Annotated in this window: 29 protein-coding genes; 22 read left to right on the top strand and 7 right to left on the bottom strand. The window is 60.2% G+C overall.

Annotation, left to right across the window (positions count from 1 at the left end):
* From CSR00_RS04890 to CSR00_RS04870, 5 genes are all read left to right on the top strand, one after another.
* Window positions 1–972, top strand: a complete 972-nt coding sequence (locus CSR00_RS04890; RefSeq protein WP_141564279.1) for an LtfC-like domain-containing protein — start codon at window positions 1–3, stop codon at window positions 970–972.
* Between the two features lie 53 nt (window positions 973–1025).
* A complete protein-coding gene (locus tag CSR00_RS04885; protein ID WP_176561908.1) occupies window positions 1026–2354 on the top strand; it encodes a peptidoglycan recognition protein family protein in 1329 nt (442 codons plus the stop codon).
* Entirely contained in the window at window positions 2351–2659 is a 309-nt protein-coding gene (locus CSR00_RS04880; RefSeq protein WP_099021256.1) for a hypothetical protein, read from the top strand. The genes CSR00_RS04885 and CSR00_RS04880 overlap by 4 nt, the downstream gene beginning before the upstream one ends.
* 98 nt (window positions 2660–2757) lie before the next feature.
* Window positions 2758–3753, top strand: a complete 996-nt coding sequence (locus tag CSR00_RS04875; protein ID WP_176561907.1) for a peptidoglycan-binding domain-containing protein — start codon at window positions 2758–2760, stop codon at window positions 3751–3753.
* The gene (locus tag CSR00_RS04870; RefSeq protein ID WP_099021254.1) at window positions 3750–4001 is read left to right on the top strand and encodes a glutaredoxin family protein; all 252 of its coding nucleotides are present in this window, start codon (window positions 3750–3752) and stop codon (window positions 3999–4001) included. The genes CSR00_RS04875 and CSR00_RS04870 overlap by 4 nt, the downstream gene beginning before the upstream one ends.
* 273 nt (window positions 4002–4274) lie before the next feature.
* Here CSR00_RS04870 and CSR00_RS04865 read toward each other — a convergent pair whose 3' ends face one another.
* From CSR00_RS04865 to CSR00_RS04835, 7 genes are read right to left on the bottom strand one after another with little or no spacing between them, the layout of a single operon-like run.
* Window positions 4275–4586, bottom strand: coding sequence for a hypothetical protein (locus tag CSR00_RS04865; protein WP_099021253.1), 312 nt, complete (start codon window positions 4584–4586; stop codon window positions 4275–4277).
* Window positions 4583–5224 (bottom strand): hypothetical protein, encoded by a 642-nt coding sequence (locus CSR00_RS04860; protein ID WP_099021252.1) that lies wholly within the window; start codon window positions 5222–5224, stop codon window positions 4583–4585. Before CSR00_RS04860 ends, CSR00_RS04865 begins: the two co-directional genes overlap by 4 nt.
* Entirely contained in the window at window positions 5224–5469 is a 246-nt protein-coding gene (locus CSR00_RS04855) for a hypothetical protein (protein WP_218014420.1), read from the bottom strand. The genes CSR00_RS04860 and CSR00_RS04855 overlap by 1 nt, the downstream gene beginning before the upstream one ends.
* Window positions 5469–5741: a hypothetical protein gene (locus CSR00_RS04850; protein ID WP_099021251.1), complete on the bottom strand. Its 273-nt coding sequence runs from the start codon at window positions 5739–5741 to the stop codon at window positions 5469–5471. Before CSR00_RS04850 ends, CSR00_RS04855 begins: the two co-directional genes overlap by 1 nt.
* Window positions 5738–6052: a hypothetical protein gene (locus CSR00_RS04845; protein ID WP_099021250.1), complete on the bottom strand. Its 315-nt coding sequence runs from the start codon at window positions 6050–6052 to the stop codon at window positions 5738–5740. The genes CSR00_RS04850 and CSR00_RS04845 overlap by 4 nt, the downstream gene beginning before the upstream one ends.
* Window positions 6049–6852 carry a nucleotidyltransferase domain-containing protein gene (locus CSR00_RS04840; RefSeq protein ID WP_099021249.1) on the bottom strand — a complete coding sequence of 268 codons (804 nt, stop codon included), beginning with the start codon at window positions 6850–6852 and terminating at the stop codon, window positions 6049–6051. Before CSR00_RS04840 ends, CSR00_RS04845 begins: the two co-directional genes overlap by 4 nt.
* Complete coding sequence (locus CSR00_RS04835) at window positions 6852–7253, bottom strand: hypothetical protein (protein WP_141564278.1); 402 nt, start codon at window positions 7251–7253, stop codon at window positions 6852–6854. Before CSR00_RS04835 ends, CSR00_RS04840 begins: the two co-directional genes overlap by 1 nt.
* A gap of 550 nt (window positions 7254–7803) precedes the next feature.
* Here CSR00_RS04835 and CSR00_RS04830 point away from each other — a divergent pair.
* From CSR00_RS04830 to CSR00_RS04750, 17 genes are all read left to right on the top strand, one after another.
* Entirely contained in the window at window positions 7804–8133 is a 330-nt protein-coding gene (locus CSR00_RS04830; RefSeq protein ID WP_141564277.1) for a hypothetical protein, read from the top strand.
* The gene (locus CSR00_RS04825) at window positions 8130–8312 is read left to right on the top strand and encodes a hypothetical protein (protein ID WP_099021246.1); all 183 of its coding nucleotides are present in this window, start codon (window positions 8130–8132) and stop codon (window positions 8310–8312) included. The genes CSR00_RS04830 and CSR00_RS04825 overlap by 4 nt, the downstream gene beginning before the upstream one ends.
* 77 nt (window positions 8313–8389) lie before the next feature.
* Window positions 8390–9064 carry an ERF family protein gene (locus tag CSR00_RS04820; protein ID WP_099021245.1) on the top strand — a complete coding sequence of 225 codons (675 nt, stop codon included), beginning with the start codon at window positions 8390–8392 and terminating at the stop codon, window positions 9062–9064.
* A gap of 200 nt (window positions 9065–9264) precedes the next feature.
* Window positions 9265–10125 (top strand): hypothetical protein, encoded by an 861-nt coding sequence (locus tag CSR00_RS04815; protein ID WP_099021244.1) that lies wholly within the window; start codon window positions 9265–9267, stop codon window positions 10123–10125.
* Window positions 10122–10643 (top strand): ATP-dependent Clp protease proteolytic subunit, encoded by a 522-nt coding sequence (locus CSR00_RS04810; RefSeq protein ID WP_099021243.1) that lies wholly within the window; start codon window positions 10122–10124, stop codon window positions 10641–10643. The genes CSR00_RS04815 and CSR00_RS04810 overlap by 4 nt, the downstream gene beginning before the upstream one ends.
* Complete coding sequence (locus CSR00_RS04805) at window positions 10643–11014, top strand: hypothetical protein (RefSeq protein ID WP_099021242.1); 372 nt, start codon at window positions 10643–10645, stop codon at window positions 11012–11014. The genes CSR00_RS04810 and CSR00_RS04805 overlap by 1 nt, the downstream gene beginning before the upstream one ends.
* A 156-nt stretch (window positions 11015–11170) precedes the next feature.
* Window positions 11171–11527 carry a hypothetical protein gene (locus tag CSR00_RS04800; protein ID WP_141564276.1) on the top strand — a complete coding sequence of 119 codons (357 nt, stop codon included), beginning with the start codon at window positions 11171–11173 and terminating at the stop codon, window positions 11525–11527.
* Window positions 11514–11858, top strand: coding sequence for a hypothetical protein (locus CSR00_RS04795; protein ID WP_099021240.1), 345 nt, complete (start codon window positions 11514–11516; stop codon window positions 11856–11858). The genes CSR00_RS04800 and CSR00_RS04795 overlap by 14 nt, the downstream gene beginning before the upstream one ends.
* Entirely contained in the window at window positions 11806–12294 is a 489-nt protein-coding gene (locus CSR00_RS04790) for a hypothetical protein (RefSeq protein WP_141564275.1), read from the top strand. The genes CSR00_RS04795 and CSR00_RS04790 overlap by 53 nt, the downstream gene beginning before the upstream one ends.
* Window positions 12288–12650, top strand: coding sequence for a hypothetical protein (locus CSR00_RS04785; protein ID WP_099021238.1), 363 nt, complete (start codon window positions 12288–12290; stop codon window positions 12648–12650). The genes CSR00_RS04790 and CSR00_RS04785 overlap by 7 nt, the downstream gene beginning before the upstream one ends.
* 165 nt (window positions 12651–12815) lie before the next feature.
* Entirely contained in the window at window positions 12816–13193 is a 378-nt protein-coding gene (locus tag CSR00_RS31745) for an HNH endonuclease (protein WP_407662394.1), read from the top strand.
* On the top strand, window positions 13190–13609 hold the full coding sequence (gene ssb, locus CSR00_RS04775; protein ID WP_099021237.1) for a single-stranded DNA-binding protein: 420 nt from the start codon (window positions 13190–13192) through the stop codon (window positions 13607–13609). Before CSR00_RS31745 ends, ssb begins: the two co-directional genes overlap by 4 nt.
* Complete coding sequence (locus tag CSR00_RS04770) at window positions 13606–14181, top strand: LvrA C-terminal domain-related protein (RefSeq protein WP_218014419.1); 576 nt, start codon at window positions 13606–13608, stop codon at window positions 14179–14181. The genes ssb and CSR00_RS04770 overlap by 4 nt, the downstream gene beginning before the upstream one ends.
* Window positions 14094–15395: a replicative DNA helicase gene (locus tag CSR00_RS04765; RefSeq protein ID WP_099021236.1), complete on the top strand. Its 1302-nt coding sequence runs from the start codon at window positions 14094–14096 to the stop codon at window positions 15393–15395. Before CSR00_RS04770 ends, CSR00_RS04765 begins: the two co-directional genes overlap by 88 nt.
* Window positions 15392–15754 (top strand): hypothetical protein, encoded by a 363-nt coding sequence (locus tag CSR00_RS04760; RefSeq protein WP_099021235.1) that lies wholly within the window; start codon window positions 15392–15394, stop codon window positions 15752–15754. The genes CSR00_RS04765 and CSR00_RS04760 overlap by 4 nt, the downstream gene beginning before the upstream one ends.
* Before the next feature lie 142 nt (window positions 15755–15896).
* Entirely contained in the window at window positions 15897–16271 is a 375-nt protein-coding gene (locus CSR00_RS04755) for a hypothetical protein (protein ID WP_099021234.1), read from the top strand.
* A gap of 19 nt (window positions 16272–16290) precedes the next feature.
* Window positions 16291–16899 carry a WhiB family transcriptional regulator gene (locus CSR00_RS04750; RefSeq protein WP_141564273.1) on the top strand — a complete coding sequence of 203 codons (609 nt, stop codon included), beginning with the start codon at window positions 16291–16293 and terminating at the stop codon, window positions 16897–16899.
* The last annotated feature ends 4 nt before the right edge of the window (window positions 16900–16903 follow it).

Genomic DNA, 16903 nt, shown 5'->3' with positions numbered 1-16903 from the left:
ATGGGCGTTTGGCGTCCCCAGGTCCGTGTCGAGAGTAACCGCTCGCTTGAGCTGAGCCGCGGGAACCCGCTGCGCTACGTCTACTCTCTTGGTCGCGGTAAGACTTTCCCCTACAGCACAACCGCTTACCTGACTGTGAGCAACTCTTACGGTCAGACACTTGGCGTGTTCAGCGGCGTCGTCAATGGCGGTGAGATCTCGTTCTATGAGCCGGCCGAGGTGACCGACAAGCTCCCCCGCGGTGCGACGTGGACTCTGTCAACTGAGTACGGCGGCGAGGTGACGCTGCGCGTTCAGGGCATTGTGATCCGCAATGAGGCACCGTTCCCGGACGCCCCAGCGAACAGCACCGAGTTCGAGGGCGTGCAGTACCGCTACTCGTTCGCGAACGTTGGTCCAGTTCATGACCCAGCTTGGCGGATCATGGATGGCACACCAACGGTGTACGACAACTCCGGTCGTTCACTTCCGAATGGCGTTGCAGCCGGCGCGTTCTACAAGGACGTGGCGATGCTCTACTTCGCACCACTAAAGTCCGACGCTGTTCGCTTGACGTACAACACGATTCGTGGCGGTGCGAACTCGAACGGCTACGCCTGGGCTGTTGTGTGTTCGAACTACGACATGACCAACTGGGTTGGCTTCTATCACAAGCAGGTGTGGGGATTGGGGTCGTGGGACAACGACCGCATCGGCATCATCACCGGAACTGGTCCGACTGAGTTTTCGATCCGCGCCGAGGTCGAGGGTGACACCTCGAACAACACGAACTACACGGGTGTCTACAACCCTCTTACCGACACCTACAGCCTCTACAAGGGGACAAGTCTAACTCCGATCGTCACGTGGACCGACAACACCGGATTGATCGATCACGGAGAGGGTGAGCAGCATGTCGGGTTCGGCTTCCGCTCAGATCTCGCAGCTGCCGGAATCCAGGTGTCGGACTGGATTATCGGCGACACACCGTAAGGACTGCCATGCCATTGGTTACCCCTGGGCCATACCTGACCCCTGAGCAGTATGTGTCCACCATCATCAAGGTGGGAAACGAGATGGGTGTGAAGCCCATCGGCCAGAAGATGGCGGTCGCGTGCGTCAAGGTTGAGTGCAACTTCGTGATGTATGCGAATGCGAAGGATCCTGACACTCTTGCGTTTCCGTACGACAAGATTGGATCCGATGGGTTGTCCTCTGGACCGTACCAGCAGCAGCCTCCGTGGTGGGGTGGCACTGGTTATGAAGGCGCCTCCAAGAGGATGGATGTCGTTGAGTCGACGCGGATGTTCTTCGATGAACTCCTGAAGCGTCCCTATGACGACGATTCCCGTACTCCTGGCATGTGGGTCTACGACGTTCAGAACTGCGCCGAGGAATTCAAGCACCGCTACGACGAGGCGTGGGGCGAGGCTGTCGCGCTGTACAACAGGGTCGTGTCTGGCGGCACACCTTCTGCGCCGTCAGCGTTCTTCACGGAGCACAACATCATCGACGGAAGCGGATCGCAATCCCGCGGTGGCCTGAAGCCGCGCCTGTTCGTCCTCCACACCGAGGAGGGCAACATGACTGGCCTCGACTTGGACCGCTGGATGGACGGTATGGGCGACCGCTCGTACCACTATCTAGTCGGAAACGATGGTGTTGCCTGGGATCTCGTTGACACCGATCGCGCCGCGTGGTCTGTCGGTGGCGGCAACAACGTCACGATCAACCTGGTGTTCACACCGTCGTATGCGTCGTGGACGCGCCAGCAGTGGATCGACAACATGGGGACCGGCATCAAGATCGCCGCGTTCCTCGCCGCCCAGGACTGCCACAAGTACGGCATCGATCCGATTGTGCGCGTTGGCAAGAGCGCGAGCGGATACCAGAGCCTACGTTCCAGCAGCGGTGTCACCGACCACTACGGAATCAATGTCGGGTTGGGGTTCACCAACCACACCGATGTTGGTGCTGGATTCCCATGGGACCTATTTAACACCTACCTGCAGATGTTCTATGCGGGTGCAACAGAAGAGGACGACATGTTCACTGACGCTGATCGTGAGCTGCTGAAGCGCGTGCATTTCGAGCTGACCGCCAAGTGGGAGTCGCGTTCGATGTACGCGACACCTGGTGAGGGGCCTGTCGACACGCTGGTCGGCATGCTGCTGAACGTTGACGGCATGCGGCACCGCGCGACCGTCAAGGAGGACGCCGAGGACGGGGATGCCGATGCGATCGACCGCATTCGCCGCGCAGCTCACGGCGACGGAAAGTACGGCGACAACCCAACGGTGATGGCTCGCGCACGTCGCGACCTTGACGCCATCCCGGATGAGGTGCTCGAGGCATATGAAGGGGAGGTTGCGTGACTACGTTCATGACTCGCGTCCGCGAGGTTAAGAAGGCCGTTGCGGCGTTCTCTGTGTCGTTCGCCGGCATGGAGGGACTGGGTGCGGCTATCGACGCTTCCAGCGACATGCCGTGGATTCACGCCATCGCTGTCGGTGTCTCAGCCGTGGTTGGTGCTGCGACGTGGTTTGTCCGCAACGAGGCGACCGTGGACCAGGTTCTCAACGCCATCGATAACAACCCGGAGATCGCTACGGAGGCGGCTGTCGCTGCGGCGCGGAACCCAGATGTGGTTGAACGCCTAATCGCGTCCTACAAGGACTGACACCTAACAACGAACGGCCCCTGCGTGTTTCGCGGAGGGGCTTGTTTGTTCTGCACGAAAGAAGGTAACCCATGGCTTGGATTGGGTGGGAGCTCGGCATGCGCGGCGAGCCCGTGCGTGAGGCGAAGCGCAAGCTGAAGGCCAAGTACTCGTACGGGAAGATCCTCGAAGACCCGTACGGCCCTGACGGAGACCTGGCAACGGTCACATTCGTCCAGGTGCTTAAGCAGTTCCAGGTTCGGTACAACATTCAGTACGGGACCGATCTGCGCACCGATGGCGTTCTGGACTGGGCCACACAGGTCGCGTTGGGTCTGATCGAACGCGCGAAGCCGGTTCTGTTCACTGTCCACGGGACGGGACAGCGTGACCCGGTGGGCCCCGGGTATCCCGCCGACATCGCAAGGCAGCTGCTGGACCTATGGGAGTGGCAGCCGATCGGCAACTACCCGGCCGACGCCTTCCCTATGGGCCCTTCGGTGCAGAAGGGCCGGCGCGAGCTTATCAAGCAGATCAAGCTCCGCAAGGGCAAGTTTGCGCTGATCGGGTACAGCCAGGGAGCGATCGTCATCTCGTTGGTGTGGAAGTACGACATCCTCGCCGAGGGTGGCGAGCTGCACGACCGACTCGGCGATGTGATCGCCGCGGTAACGCTCGGTAATCCTATGCGCGAACTTGGCGTCGCGAATGGTAACCTGTATGAGGGTGTTCCGATCCCTGATGGTCAGGGCATTTCGGATGATCTGCTAGTCGATACTCCTGATTGGTGGTTCGACTTCGCTCACGGCGCGAACAGTGGATTCGGCCGCGACATCTACACTGACACACCGGATTCCAATGCCGGTGAGATGATGACGGCCATCTACAAGGTGGTGCAGAATCTCGACGGACTATGGGTCGGCACCGATTCGCTGTTGGAGCAGATCGGTGAGATTCTGCGCCGGCCGGTGGTGGAGATCCCGGCGATGTTCTACGCGATCATCTTGGGCGGTCAGTTCATCACTACTCAGCCGTTCGCCACGGCACCTCACTGTAACTACAACCTCGACCCCGCGGTGCGTTTCTTGCGGTCGGTCGCTGAAGGGATCCGATGACCGTCACTGTGTTCACAACTGGCCCGAACTGCCACAAGTGCAACCTCACGAAGAGCCAGTTGACCCGGGGGGGTGTGATGTTCACGGAGGTGCGGATCGACCAGGATCACGAGGCTGCTGCAGCGTTGAAGGCGCGCGGCTTCGAGGTGGCCCCTGTGGTGCATGTCGCCGAGACCGATGACTGGTGGGGAGACTTCCGTATCGACAAGATTCGTGAGCTCACTCAGGCTGTGCCTGTGGCCGCCTGAGAGCCACGGAGACAGACGAAACCCCCCAACCCGCTGTGATGGGTTGGGGGGTTTGTTTTTGTGCCCTATCTGGAGCCTGCGTCAACTTCCAGGCTACCGACGAGCTGGTCTCCACTGTCACCGTCAATATCGGCGTCGGACAGGGTGTAGAGGTGTCCCTGCGCCTGGCTTGCTGAATCCCCCTCAGCCCAACGCCTCCCACTCATGCATTCACATCCAGCCACTTCAGCTGCTGTCTCGTCAGGGGATTCCTCGTCCCTGTCATTCCGAGAATCACCACGTCCCCTCGGGCATGTAGGCCACCTTCCAGGTTCCTTCGCTCTTCAGGCCCGGAAGAGTATCGCTGAATCCGGAGAAGTCATCGTAGATAACCCGCCAAACTGGCACATGGGACTTCTCCAGGTGCGCGCTGTTGATGCTCGCCATCTTGATTGCGTACACGAACGTCCCAAAGAGACGGTCGTCCGTACGCTTCAAGACAGTGCCCAGCGGGTAGTCATCGAAGTTCTCGATCTCCAGCTTGATGTTCTCCACGACCTTCTCAGCGGCAGCGAGCTCGGAGGTGAGGTCTTTCATGCTCTTCATAGGAGATCCTTCAGAAGTTGCAGCTTGTCGAGCGCCTGGTCTGCGGTGAACCCGCTGTAGAGCCCGTCGATCGATGGGGCCTTGTCGGACTGTGTGAACGTCAGTGTCGGCAAACCAACTGGGATGACATCCTCGTACTGAACCAGAAGTATCGCCGTCTCTGGTTCGACAACGCGGATCGTGTGGTATTCCTCGGCGGACATGTAGTATGTCTGCCCCTTCGGGAACTGCCGAACCTCGTTTCGCTGAAGCGGGACGCGATCCATGTAACGGAAGCCATCGCCACCCAGCAGTGGTGTGTCCCAAGCGAATACGTTGTACATCTGTCCGCACTCGTCACCCTCGGATTCACCATCCCAGCAGGGAGGGATCCGGTACCACTGGTTCTCGATCACACCGGATAGGCATCGCGTGTGGAAGTCGTATCGGTGGTCGTGCGGATTCACTACCTCGCCATACTCCTGATTCTCCATCCCATCAGGGAAGAGGTACACTTTCACGGTGTATCCCGGAGACCGGTAGAGGCACAGGTAGTCCAACCCCTTGGCGTGGAAGTCGCCGTAGGAGTTCGGGAGAACAACCTCCTCCAGATTCTCTTCAGCGAATCTGATGTACTTCAGGATGTCTGGCTGGCTCATCAGAACGGGATCCCGACTCCGACCCCGCCGGTAGCAGGGTCGATATACACACCACCACCAAGGTCGATGCCAACCCCTCCGCGGGGTGTGACCACAAACCCACCCGGGTCGGATGGTTCGTAGGTGCCGACATCATGGTTGGGTGATTCGGCCGGCTGACAGCCGGCCAGTGCGATAGCAGTCGCAACGATGACGACCAGCCACACAATGATCCCCACGTAGACGAGCGCGCCGTTACTGCGCATCACTCCCCCTCGCCGTAGTAGCGCTGGAACTGCTCATCGGTGAGCACCGAGACGCACCCAGTGGGGTACTTCACGATCCAGTCGCCAGGATGGGCCTTCTTCACCGTCAGCTCACCTGGGGTTGAGATCTTGAAGTACTCGATGGTGCGGCCGTTCGCCTGGTAGACCGGGTGTGCGAACGGGACGTGGACCTTGATCTTGTTCCACGGCTTCGCCACCTGCAGCGCGTCAACCTCTGTTGGGTTGTGGGTGTAGGTTTGGAATCCGCTCACAGTGCGCGCAATTCCGACTCGTACTCAGCCTGGGTGATGAACGCTGCGCCCTCTTCGTTGGTGACGACGTACTCACCCTGGCGCGCAACCGCGGTCCACCCTGTTTCGTTGGTGGTGACGACCTCCTGTAGTGAGCCGTCGGATGCGAAGCTGAAGGTAACGTCCACACCCATCCCGAGCTTCTCCGCGGTGAGGGACAGCAGGTATGTGATCGCCCCGGCGTTGCGTCCGGTGATCTTCACAGCCAGCTCTGGGTCGACGTTCGGGACGACCTGATGCAGACCTGGGGTGGGGTTCAGCTTGGAGCTCATAGCATTCCTTTCGATGTCCAGTGACGGTTGTGCATGCCGATGAGGAAGTCATCGAGCTCATCGGTGTTGGGCTTGTCCGGTAGCGTGCTGTACGCGATGGCCTCGCGTAGGTCGTCCGTGAGGGCCGCGAGGATGTCGAGTGCATGCTCCAGTGAGAAGGCACCTTCGCGGACGCGCAGTAGGAGCTCTCGGTGAGTCTTCATCATCGGAAGAACCACCACTCCGATGTCCATCAGTTGTGTTCCCTGGATGGCCAGCCGGATGGCGTGGTACATCATTTTGGTGTCGTAGCCGAACTTCTCGACCAGCTCGCGGCGGTTGGTGTGCTTCTTGCCGCGGAGGCCCTGTGCCCGTTCACGCTGTGCGACAAGGTATCCGAGGAATCGCGCGCCGGCTTGCTTGCTGAGGAACAGGTCGCGATTCGCCCGCAACTCTGCGCCGAGTTCGGTCTCGACGTAGGTCTTCTCCCGCGGCGCGAAGAGAGGCATCAGTACGGTCGGGTTGCCGTCCGCGGCCAGTCGCGCGTACTTCTGCAGGGAGTAGGTGACGTGGTCTGTGTCACCCGGGCCGGATCTCTGTCCCTCGGCGATGCGCAGACCATCGAGGTGCCAGCGGTCCTGGTACTGCTCGAACTTCTGCGTGCCGATGACGCACTCTGGTGGGGTGATGCACACACCCATCTCGTCGTGGTCATCGGTCCCGGAGATGGTGACTCCGTGTAGTCCGGATCCAACTTCGGTGAGGAGGATGATGTTGCTTTTGGCGATTTCGGCATGCCACTGCGTGTTGTGCTTTCCCATCAGGCACGCACCAGCGGGAATGCCTTCGGCGTCACGCACTTAACCGGTGCCGACGCGCTAGCTTCCCACGTCGGTGCGTAACGGACTGCACCGTCTTTGACGGTGTACGTCCCACCGTTGTAGCTGGACTTCCAGCGAATCCCCTCCGGCTGTTCGGCCAGCTCCTCGCTGTTTCTGACGATCTTTGGGGACGACGTGTCAGCGATCTTGGCGAGAGCCGCGAGGAACAGGTTCAACGCATCCTCGGTGTGGAAGGTCACTGGCGTGCCTACCACGCCGTCCCACCTCCGACCGTCTTCCGACTCGGTGAAGGTGATGCGTCCCTCCTCCAGGATCAGCGTCTTGGTAGCGGGCACGGCCGCGACTGCTGGCTTTCTCTCGGTGGTCACAATTTTGCTCACGGGAAGTGAGTTTTGCAGGGATTTTTTTGCGTGAAACAGGTCGCTGTCTCGCGCGCGCGCGTTACGTAGGTTGGTTACGTAAGTAACGGGATATCTTGGGATATAAGTATTTTCGAAGTAGAAACAAGTACTGTTGGGATTGTTGGTATGAGCTACGTTTCGTTTCAGGCGCTCGTACCAGCCGACCCGCTCCCGTAGACGCCTTCGATCCCGAAGGCTAGGGCTTCGCTAGGTGCTCGTTGCCTCGCCAATCCTCTCTGCGCGAGGACGCTACCTTGAGACTCGTGGGGTGTGAAACAGGTACACGTCCACGAACTGGACATTTACGCCCCCGCTGTCATATTCTCACAGGGAACTCTCAGTTTTCCGTCGGTGACGGGTGTCAACAACTACGATGGGCACCCCTTACACTTACCGAGGGGCCTGACGACGCGGCGAACTCCCTTCCCCGCTGAAGGTCAGGTGCGCAGGCGCGCCGCCCCGGGAGTCGTGACCCGGGGCGCTCCCACCTGTTTCACACCACCCGATGTGCCCTCTAAGAATGTGGTACATGGGTTATCCGGCAACACTGAGGCGAGTAGCTAAGCGCCACAACGGTGTTATCACGAGCGACCCGGATGGGCTACTAGCTGCCCTCAACATCGCCAAGAGGTTGATGGTTGAGGAGAAGCTCTCCTTCCTCCAGGCGCTCGACAAGGCACTCCCCCGCGCGGGCGCTGTTGATGAAGAGCGCACCTGGTGGTCTGCCTACAAGGCGGTAGCCCGACATATCCCGAACGGCAGCGACGCGTCGAGCGAGTCCGTCCTCGCGATCCTTGCCGACACCATCCGTGATCAGGGCACCATCAACCGTGCCCAACAGAAGGGTATCCGCGCGTGAACATCACCGGACTGGGCATCATCGCCAGTATTGTCCTCACCATCCTCAAGCTGGCCGGGGTGGACCCTATCGCGGCGTGGTCGTGGTGGCTTGTCGCTGCACCCACGCTTGCCGCGTTCGGGGTATCAGTGGTGATCCTGTTCTTCGTCGGAATGCTCGCCGGCATCCTCTTTGACTGACCTCATCAGTCCGATCTTCTTCATCCCGTGGCAACTATGGGTGCCATTCGGGCTAATTCTCTACGCAGGAGCCCTCTTTGACCGAGACTGAAAGCAAGTACATCCACGGCAGACTCACCGAGGCACTCGTTGCCGCGCAGGCCGAGTTCGGCGTCGTTGCGAAGGATACGGCGAACCCGTTCTTCAAGAGCACCTACGCCGACCTTCCCGCGGTGATGAAGGAAGCTCAGCCGGTCCTGGCCAAGCATGGGCTGGCCGTCACGCAGCTGCCCAGCTACACCGTCATCGAGGGCAAGCCGTACGACACCTTGCGCACCGTTGTGGTATGGGAGGGTGGGGCCTCCGGATGGGACTCCATCACCTCGGAGATGATCCTTCGGCCTGTGAAGAACGACCCGCAGGCGCAGGGCTCGGCGATCACCTACGCGCGCCGCTACGCCTACATGGCTGTCCTCGGCTTGGTCGCCGACAATGACGATGACGGCAACGCGGCCTCTGGGCGTGCGAAGTCCCGCCCGAAGCCTGCACCGAACGCCGATGACGCCCAGACTGCTGCTGTCCGAAAGGCTCTCGCGGTCGTCAAGGACGCGGTGAAGGAAGCGGGTCAGACCTCCAAGGAGGCAACCGCCTACTTCAAGGAGAAGTACGGCGAGAACCTGCTGACCTCAACGAATGTGGAGGCGTTGAGCGCCACCGCCGACCACTACCGCGAGCTGGTAGCGAAGAACGTTCTCGGCGCGGAGGAGAAGTAAAGATGGAAGGCGGCTACGTGCTGTCGAGCTACCTCTTCTCCATCGGCCTCGCCTTGCTCATCGTCGTCCTCTCAATGCCGTGAGCCAGTATTACGTTATGCTCGTTGGCTTTTGGTTGCTGATAGCCGTCCTACTCTTCGCCTCTTAGGAATACAACCATCACCGACTGGAACATCCCTCGGGATCGCTACAAGCGACCGATGCTCTACCCACCGGAGGGTGGCAAGCGCATCGGATATTCGCGACCCTCGACGCTAGCGAAGGACATCGACAAGGCGTCGGACGGGCTGTTCCAGTACTACCAGACGAAGGCCATGATCGGCATGGCGCGCGACAAGTCTGTTGAGGCGCGCGTCAAGGCGTTGGTAGCCAAGGGTGGCGACTGGGACACCGCAAAGGGTGACTTCAAGGATGTCATCGGCACTGCGGAGAAGATCGGCGGGTCGGACACGAAGGCTGACCGCGGCACCGCTATCCACGACTTCTGTGAGGCTGTGGAGACGGACACTCTGGACTGGTCTCTGGTTCCGGAGGAGTTCAAGGGCCCGTTGGATGGCTACCACAAGTACATCGCTTCGAGTTCACGGTTGAGGATCCTCGCTCGCGAGGTATTCCTGCAGGCGAACCGGACGATCCTACTGCCCGATGGCCGGCAGTCGACCCTGCGGGCCGCCGGCTCAGCTGACCGTATCGCCGAGATTGACGGCGAGCGCTACATGGTTGACATCAAGACCGGTAAGGACGACGCATACCGAATGGGTGTGTCGGGCCAGCTCGCCCTCTACGTCGAGGGGCAGCTGTACCGGGATGACATTGTGTGCCAGAGCATCCCATGGGCGGACTGGTATCCCAACGCAGACAGTACAGCCGAGTTTGCCTCGCATGACTGTGACTATGCCACCGCATTGATGTTCCACTGCCCTCAGCAGCCCGACGACTGGGGTGAGTGGGTGTGGACCATCCACATGGTTCCGCTGGGCCGCGGGCGAGACATCGTCAGGTGCGGCCAGTGGGCGCGCAAGCTCCGAATCGTCCCTGAGTTCAAGAGGATCACGCTATGAGCACGCATTCCATCTACTTTGACGCAGAGGTCGATGAGGAGTCCGTGCGCGCGGCCATCATGGAGCTACGGGATATCGCAGATCATCCATCGATCAAGGAGATCGAGTTCATCATCAACAGTGGTGGCGGATCGGTCCCTGACGGTACAGCGCTGTTCTCTGAGTTGCGGGCACTTTCTGAGCACGCCGGCAATGGGCGATTCCACATCGTCACGAAGGTTCGTGGGTGGGCTGGATCGATCGCAACCCTGCTGGTTCAGGCCGGCGATCATCGCGTCCAGGGCGAGCTCGATGTGCAGATGTGGCACGAGCCGTCGATGAGTGCGCGCGACGAATTTCAGTCGGTCCTGAAGGCCAGGTTGGAATCAATGGAGAACTATGAGCGCCGCACCGCTGAACTGATCGCCGAGCGTTGTGGGGTTTCCTACTGGGACATCAGGTCACTCTCGCAGCCCTGGGACCGCGAGATCCTCGGATCTGAAGCATTGAGTCTTCAGCTGGTTGACGAGGTTGCCTGATGACCTGGGATGACGACGCCGAGTACGTCTACACGGAGATGAATCCCTATCTCCTCGACACGCGCCTGGACAAGAACTCCTACCTGGTTGACAAGTGGGACAAGATGATCGCCTGGCACCGAGCACAGGCGCGCTACTTCGAAACCCAGCACGCCCTCAAGGAAGCTGAGGCGACGATGCGCTGGGGTGGAGCTGTCGGTAAGGCGAAGGCTTACGCGCAGACGGAACCGGCCGTAATCGACGCCCGGATCAAGATGGACATTGCGCACGCCCAGCTTGGGTTGTGCGAGCGCCGAATCCATTCATTGGAGAAGGACGCCATCAATCTCGCACTGCGGAACAAGTTGTTGAACATTGGAGCGTTCTCGTGAGTTGGCCTACAGCGTGGCCGAAGCAGGTCAGTGTCAGCAACACCGATACGGAGTTGTACGAGAGTGGTCTTGTGCGCGTGAATGTCTCAGCGATTATGCCGCCGTCCGCGGTGGGTGACTTTCTCGCTGGGATCACCGAGGCAGAGAGGAATAGTCGTGGCTAACAAGCTACCTGAGCCGATGCAGTTGCCGGAAAACAGTCCCATTGGTGGGGTGATGTTGCCGCACGGTCTGGCCGATTGGCCGCGGGTCTTCCTGGATATGCTGAGCAGTCACTCTCGGATCCCCGACCAGTACCGAAATGCGATCGCTGCATGGCTCGACGTGTACAACACTACGCTGGCCAGCTACATCATCTCGAACTACGGCCTGGAGGCCGCCTACCAGGCGAACGCACTGTCGATCGTGATGGAAGAGCATCTGCGCGAGGAGATCCGCGCGGCCCAGCAGGAGTTCGCCGACGACCTGTTCTCCAAGCTCGAGGACGACATGAACGACGATGGCGACCGGTGAACCCACTGTCCCGCTGAGGATTGCGGAGCTGCTCTTCGTGGCGTTCTCGTTGACGATCGCCGAGGTGGAAGAGACCACAGACTACCCCGCCGGCAAGGTCGAAAACGTGCGGGCGCTACTCGACATGTACGACAGGGAACGTCGGGAAGTGCTGCAGAAGAAGGGCCTGAAGAGCGGCCCCAAGTACACAGCGGCAGCTGCGGAAGCTTTGAGGCGATGGCTGAATGCGCGCACCGCCGAGAGCGAGAAACGGGAAGGTGATTTCGATGAGTGGACCCGTGAACTTGGTGAAGAAGGAACTCCTGACGATCACGGGCCCGTACGGCCCTGACGGGTATGTGGACTCTGATGGAGTCGAGCACTACAACGACATCGTCATGTCCGCGTACGGTCCTGTCGACAATCTTGTTGTCGAGGACGGTGTTTGCCTGGCAGCTCCGAACGTGACGTTGCTTCGCCGCGGATTCGGAGTGGAGTGGACCGACCCGCTGGTGGAGGTGTCGACTACCCCATTCGGGGTTCCGTTGCTCACCTTGTACGCCAAGAACGGTTGGGTGTCTTACCGTCTCATCGATACGCGACTCGCGTGGGCATTCGCAGACAAGTACATGCCGAACGATCTGGAGAACTTCCAGCTCGGCGTGAAGGTCGTTGCCCGCTGGGCCCCGGGGCCAGAGCCCACGGGCGGCCGTCTGCGCAGCTGGTCGTCTACCACAACTGACATCACCCAGGAAGTTCCTGAGGATCTTGAGGAGAAGCCATGGTGAAGAAGCTCATTGCCACCGTGCTCGGCGCGGTAGCAGCGTTCTTTGCACACAATTTTCTGCGCCGCTGGGTGCTTGACAGGGATCATGACGGCCTGGTCGAGATCGACCTGAAGCCTGGGGCGTGGTACTGCGACTACATGGGCGACTACATGCGCGAGTTCGGCGAGGAGGTCAACGTCCGGACATCCGTGGCGATGATGCCCGACGGTGAGTATGCCTGGGCCACTGCGACACCCGAATGGGATCAGGAGTGGTTCGAGGCGCACGGTTGGGAGTTCCCGCGGCGCTGGTTCCCCTACTCACACCTGGAGGGTGACCACGATTTCGACATCGAGTACAGGTCGGTGGGTCGATGAGGCCGTCACACTTCCACGCGCCAGCGATGCCGGCGCGACTTCCTGACGGGGCTCCTGTGTACGACAAGAATGGGCAGCTGGTGTTCTCCGGTCGGACGGAGAAGTTTGGAACTGTCCTCAAGCGCATGCGAGCACACCACTGCGAGGAACTGAACAGCAGGCGGCGTGAGAAGGGATGAGCGGGAAGCTCGACGGCTTGTCGCGCAGCGATCAGGTGGCCGTTGTGAACGCTGCGGTCGATACGGCCCTACTACTATGCACCACCGTGTTAAGCGCAGCCATGGCGGACCTTGGTCGCTCACAAACATCACGGCCGTCTGTGGATCAGGTACGACGGGCTGTCATGGGTGGATTGAGTCGCACCCCAGGCTCGCCCGCGAAGAGGGATTCGCGCTGAAGTCGTGGGAGGATCCCGCGACTGTCCCGGTGCTGTTGTACCGGCGTTTTTCTACCTGTTTCACGCCAGATGAGCCCTCCTACACTGACCAACGACTAGCGAACTACGAGCTTGAAGACTGGCACGTCGAAGGGGATGAACATTGAGCCTGCCTGAGGTAACGATCAAGGATGGGACGCTGACCGCTGACCCTGAGTTGCGGTTCACGCAGGGCGGCAAGGCGGTCGCTTCGATGAACATCGCCAACAACTCTCGCCGCAAGAATCAGCAGACCGGCCAGTGGGAGGACGGCGACGCCACGTTCCTGCGGTGCAGCATCTGGGGTGACTACGCTGAGCATGTCGCGGAGACACTCACGAAGGGGTCGAAGGTCATCGGCACCGGAGTCCTGAAGCAGCGCAGCTACGAGAAGGACGGTCAGAACCGCACCGTGCTTGAGGTCGAGCTGTACGAGATCGGCCCGAGCCTGCGCTTCGCAACGGCCCGCATCGACCGTGGCCAGTCTTCCGGGTCCACTCAGGCCGCGGATCCGTGGGGATCGAACGACACCCCTGACTGGTGATCGAGAGGCTGACGCCGGCCCAGGCACGTAGGAAGCATCGCAAGGCTTTCGACGCGTTCTGGGCGGCGTACCCGAAGCATGTCGCGCCGACTGAAGCTGAGCGTGTGTTCTCGCAGCTCGCCGAACAGGGCGCGGACCTGCATCACATCGTCAAGGCGGCCAAGCGTTACTCGACTGAGGTCGGGGAAGATCTCACCTACGTCCCAGCACCACATCGTTGGCTTCAGCAGGGGCGTTACGACGACACCGATCTGTTCGCCGACGAGTCAGAGGCGCAGCTGAAGTGGTTGCGCCAGCAGTGGTCTACCGCGAATGTGAAGGCAGTCGAAGATCGTTTCCAGATCTCGATGCCGAAGGTGTATCCGCCTGATGAGATCTTCGAGAACTTCACGCCCGGTGTGACCGTCGAGGAGGCGCTGTCGATCTGGTTCAAGGAGCAGGCGCGCCTGTGGATCACCGAGGTTGTTAGGAGCAAGTTCCCGGAGTGTCAGACCAGCCAGCCCACGACCCCCGAGCAGAACGCGGTGTCATCGGTGCAATCCTCCACAATTCCGGAGTCTTCGGCGACCTAAAGGGTATCCAGGGGAAGCACTTCTACCTTCCCGCGAATCAGCTGCTCTTCGAGACGATCCAGGTCATGTACCTGGACGGCGAAGATATCGACGCCGCTACCGTTTTCGCGAAGCTGCGGAAGAACAATGAGCTTCGACGGGCTGGTGGCGCACCGTACCTGCATCAGTGCATGGAAGAGGCCCCGGTATCTGCTGGGGTTTCGTACTACGCGGACATCATTAAGGATCAGTGGAAGCTCCGTAAGGCCCAGGATCTTGGACGCCGCATGCTGGCGATCACGTCGGACGCGGATGAGGTCCCCGCCGCGCTGGAAGATATCCGCACGTTCCTCGATGACGTTGATGAAGAGCAGGAAGCGACTTCGATGTCGTTCCATGACCTGTTCGTCAACTGGACTGAACACCAGGATGATGACCGCCCGTCTTTGGAGACGCCATGGCCGCATCTCAACCAGAAGCTGAACGGTGGCCTGCAGCGCCAGCGTCTCTACCTGATTGGTGCTCGCCCGGGTTGCGGAAAGACAATCATGGGCGCCCAGATCGGGTTGTATTGCGCTCTCATGCACCAGAATACGCTTGTCTTCTCCCTTGAGCTGTCCAAGGAAGATCTCATGGGCCGCGTGCTGGCCTGCGGTGCTCATGTCCCCTACCGTGAGCTCACTTCGCGCAAGATGTCCCCGGACACAATGCAGAAGATCTCCCAGTGGGTTGGTGCGTCGGCTGGGATGAGTTTCGAGGTGGACGACACCCCGGATTACACGATCGAGGAGATCGCACAGGCGTGTCGGATTCATAAGCAGCGCAAGGGCCTTGACTGCGTGTTCATCGACTACGCCCAGTACTTGCAGATGTCGAAGGGCGACAACCGCGAGCAGCAGGTCGCGCATATTGCACAGGCGGCCCGCAATATCGCCCGCAAGCTGGACTGTGTGGTGGTGATGGCGGCCCAGCTCAACCGGAATCTGGAGGATCCCCGCGGTAAGCCGCGACTACCGGTGAAGTCAGACTTTCGTGAGTCTGGCGGACTTGAGCAGACGGCCGACGTTGCGTGGGTCCTGTCGCGGCCGGCCGACGAGAACGGCGAGGAGTCGAAGATCCCGATGATGAACCTGACGGTGGTTAAGAACCGTACTGGTACCGAGGGAACGTTGAGGTTGATTGAGCGGTTCGACCAGGCTCGATTCGATCCCGGGTTTTACGCGGTGGGCGCATGAAGATGTGGCGCACGAGGGATGAGTATGTGCAACATGCGTCATGTGACGGTTCTGTTGACCATACGCTCCCGCCCACGCGTGATGACGAAATACGCTGGCCAGATGAGGTGCCGAAGCCGGTAGCTGATCGCGAGGTCATTGACAGGGTCTGCGGCATGTGCCCTGTTCGCCCGGAGTGCATCAAGGCGAACTGTGTCGACAACAAGGAGCATTCGGTGTGGGTGGCTGGTGTCTGGCTGCCTACGCCCGCGGCCAAGGGCCGTCGCGCTGATCGTGAGCGTGAGGTTAGTCAGGTGCGGCAGGATCTCATCGACTCGCTGCCATTCGAGGAGGCTTGCCGGCCGGATCTCATCCTGTGACATAACCGTTATATGACTCGCGCTAACCCCTACGTAAGTTTGTCGTACCCCACTGCTAACGTAACCTCCGTGATGTTGACAGCGTCAGGCCAGAGGCTACGTAGACAGCACGGTACGCCTGTATCGGAAGGTAGCTGGAACTATGGCTCGGAAGCCAAAGTCCGCACGTCAGGCGGGCTCGGCGTTCGAATCCTTGATTGCCAAGGGGCTGCGCGAAGCGCTGGGGGATCCAAACATTCAGCGCGCGCCACGCTGGGGGGCGAAGGATAAGGGCGACATCGTCAACGTCCGAATCGACGGCCACGATTTAGTTATTCAGACTAAGGATGTTGCCCGATTGGACCTGCCGGATGGAACAGGAGACGCGAAGAAGCAGGCCGTGAACGCCGGGGCGCTGGCGGGGATTTTCATCCACAAGCGCAAGGGAACCACAGACCCCATGAAGCAGTGGGTGTCGATGACGGTTGCCGAGTTGGTTGCATTGATTAAGAAGGTGCCGGTCACTCCGGTCACCTAAAGGGAGCAAGGAGATTGTGGTGACTGCCACGCTTGGAATCAACGCACAGGACATGGATTGGCGTTCACGCGGGTTGTGTGAGCCCGAAGACACGCACTTCGATTCCCGGGACGACCTCCTCGAGGAGGGGATTGACCCGACGCTCGCTGATGTCATGGTGTCTCGCTCCGAGGCCGAGGCGAAGCAGATCTGTGAGATCTGTCCGGTGAAGCAGGACTGCGCCGAGTTCGCCCTGTCGAACGATGAGCAGTACGGCGTGTGGGGCGGAATGACCGAGGCGGAACGTCTGGCCCAGCGACCGGTGTGGTTGCAGATCAAGGGTTTTGTGTCGTCCAGCGGGATTGAGGACACTAGCCAGCTCCACCCGAACCCTGCGATCAACAAGAAGTACCAGGACCGTCTGCGTCGTGCCCGCGAGGCCCGCGACCTGCTGATGTCGAAGCCGGGGTTTGAACTCGACCTGGGGAGCTACTTGGGCTCCCACGACCACGGCGAGTGCATGAAGGTTGTCAACCTTGTGCTGCGTAATCCGTCGTTGAAGGCGGATGAGCTTGCCCCACAGATGGACCGCAAGGCGACGTGGTTCAATGTCGTTCTGCGCGAACTGTTTTCAACTCTCGGAGTCTAACTAG

Origin of the sequence: Mycolicibacterium palauense (assembly GCF_002592005.1) — a bacterium.
GTDB classification, from domain to species: Bacteria; Actinomycetota; Actinomycetes; order Mycobacteriales; family Mycobacteriaceae; genus Mycobacterium; species Mycobacterium palauense.
The sequence above is the reverse complement of the archived record's forward strand: the minus strand, read 5'-3'. Positions and strand labels throughout refer to the sequence as shown.

What these genes read in the sequence shown, in the direction of transcription:
- CSR00_RS04755 (WP_099021234.1), top strand. Translation starts at nt 15,897, where the DNA reads ATGGCTCGGAAGCCAAAGTCCGCACGTCAGGCGGGCTCGGCGTTCGAA.
- CSR00_RS04815 (WP_099021244.1), top strand. Translation starts at nt 9,265, where the DNA reads ATGCTCTACCCACCGGAGGGTGGCAAGCGCATCGGATATTCGCGACCC.
- CSR00_RS04845 (WP_099021250.1), bottom strand. Translation starts at nt 6,052, where the DNA reads ATGAGCTCCAAGCTGAACCCCACCCCAGGTCTGCATCAGGTCGTCCCG.
- CSR00_RS04795 (WP_099021240.1), top strand. Translation starts at nt 11,514, where the DNA reads ATGGCGACCGGTGAACCCACTGTCCCGCTGAGGATTGCGGAGCTGCTC.
- CSR00_RS04785 (WP_099021238.1), top strand. Translation starts at nt 12,288, where the DNA reads ATGGTGAAGAAGCTCATTGCCACCGTGCTCGGCGCGGTAGCAGCGTTC.
- CSR00_RS04860 (WP_099021252.1), bottom strand. Translation starts at nt 5,224, where the DNA reads ATGAGCCAGCCAGACATCCTGAAGTACATCAGATTCGCTGAAGAGAAT.
- CSR00_RS04760 (WP_099021235.1), top strand. Translation starts at nt 15,392, where the DNA reads ATGAAGATGTGGCGCACGAGGGATGAGTATGTGCAACATGCGTCATGT.
- CSR00_RS04870 (WP_099021254.1), top strand. Translation starts at nt 3,750, where the DNA reads ATGACCGTCACTGTGTTCACAACTGGCCCGAACTGCCACAAGTGCAAC.
- CSR00_RS04865 (WP_099021253.1), bottom strand. Translation starts at nt 4,586, where the DNA reads ATGAAGAGCATGAAAGACCTCACCTCCGAGCTCGCTGCCGCTGAGAAG.
- CSR00_RS04875 (WP_176561907.1), top strand. Translation starts at nt 2,758, where the DNA reads ATGCGCGGCGAGCCCGTGCGTGAGGCGAAGCGCAAGCTGAAGGCCAAG.
- CSR00_RS04830 (WP_141564277.1), top strand. Translation starts at nt 7,804, where the DNA reads ATGGGTTATCCGGCAACACTGAGGCGAGTAGCTAAGCGCCACAACGGT.
- CSR00_RS04805 (WP_099021242.1), top strand. Translation starts at nt 10,643, where the DNA reads ATGACCTGGGATGACGACGCCGAGTACGTCTACACGGAGATGAATCCC.
- CSR00_RS04810 (WP_099021243.1), top strand. Translation starts at nt 10,122, where the DNA reads ATGAGCACGCATTCCATCTACTTTGACGCAGAGGTCGATGAGGAGTCC.
- CSR00_RS04855 (WP_218014420.1), bottom strand. Translation starts at nt 5,469, where the DNA reads ATGCGCAGTAACGGCGCGCTCGTCTACGTGGGGATCATTGTGTGGCTG.
- CSR00_RS04890 (WP_141564279.1), top strand. Translation starts at nt 1, where the DNA reads ATGGGCGTTTGGCGTCCCCAGGTCCGTGTCGAGAGTAACCGCTCGCTT.
- CSR00_RS04840 (WP_099021249.1), bottom strand. Translation starts at nt 6,852, where the DNA reads ATGGGAAAGCACAACACGCAGTGGCATGCCGAAATCGCCAAAAGCAAC.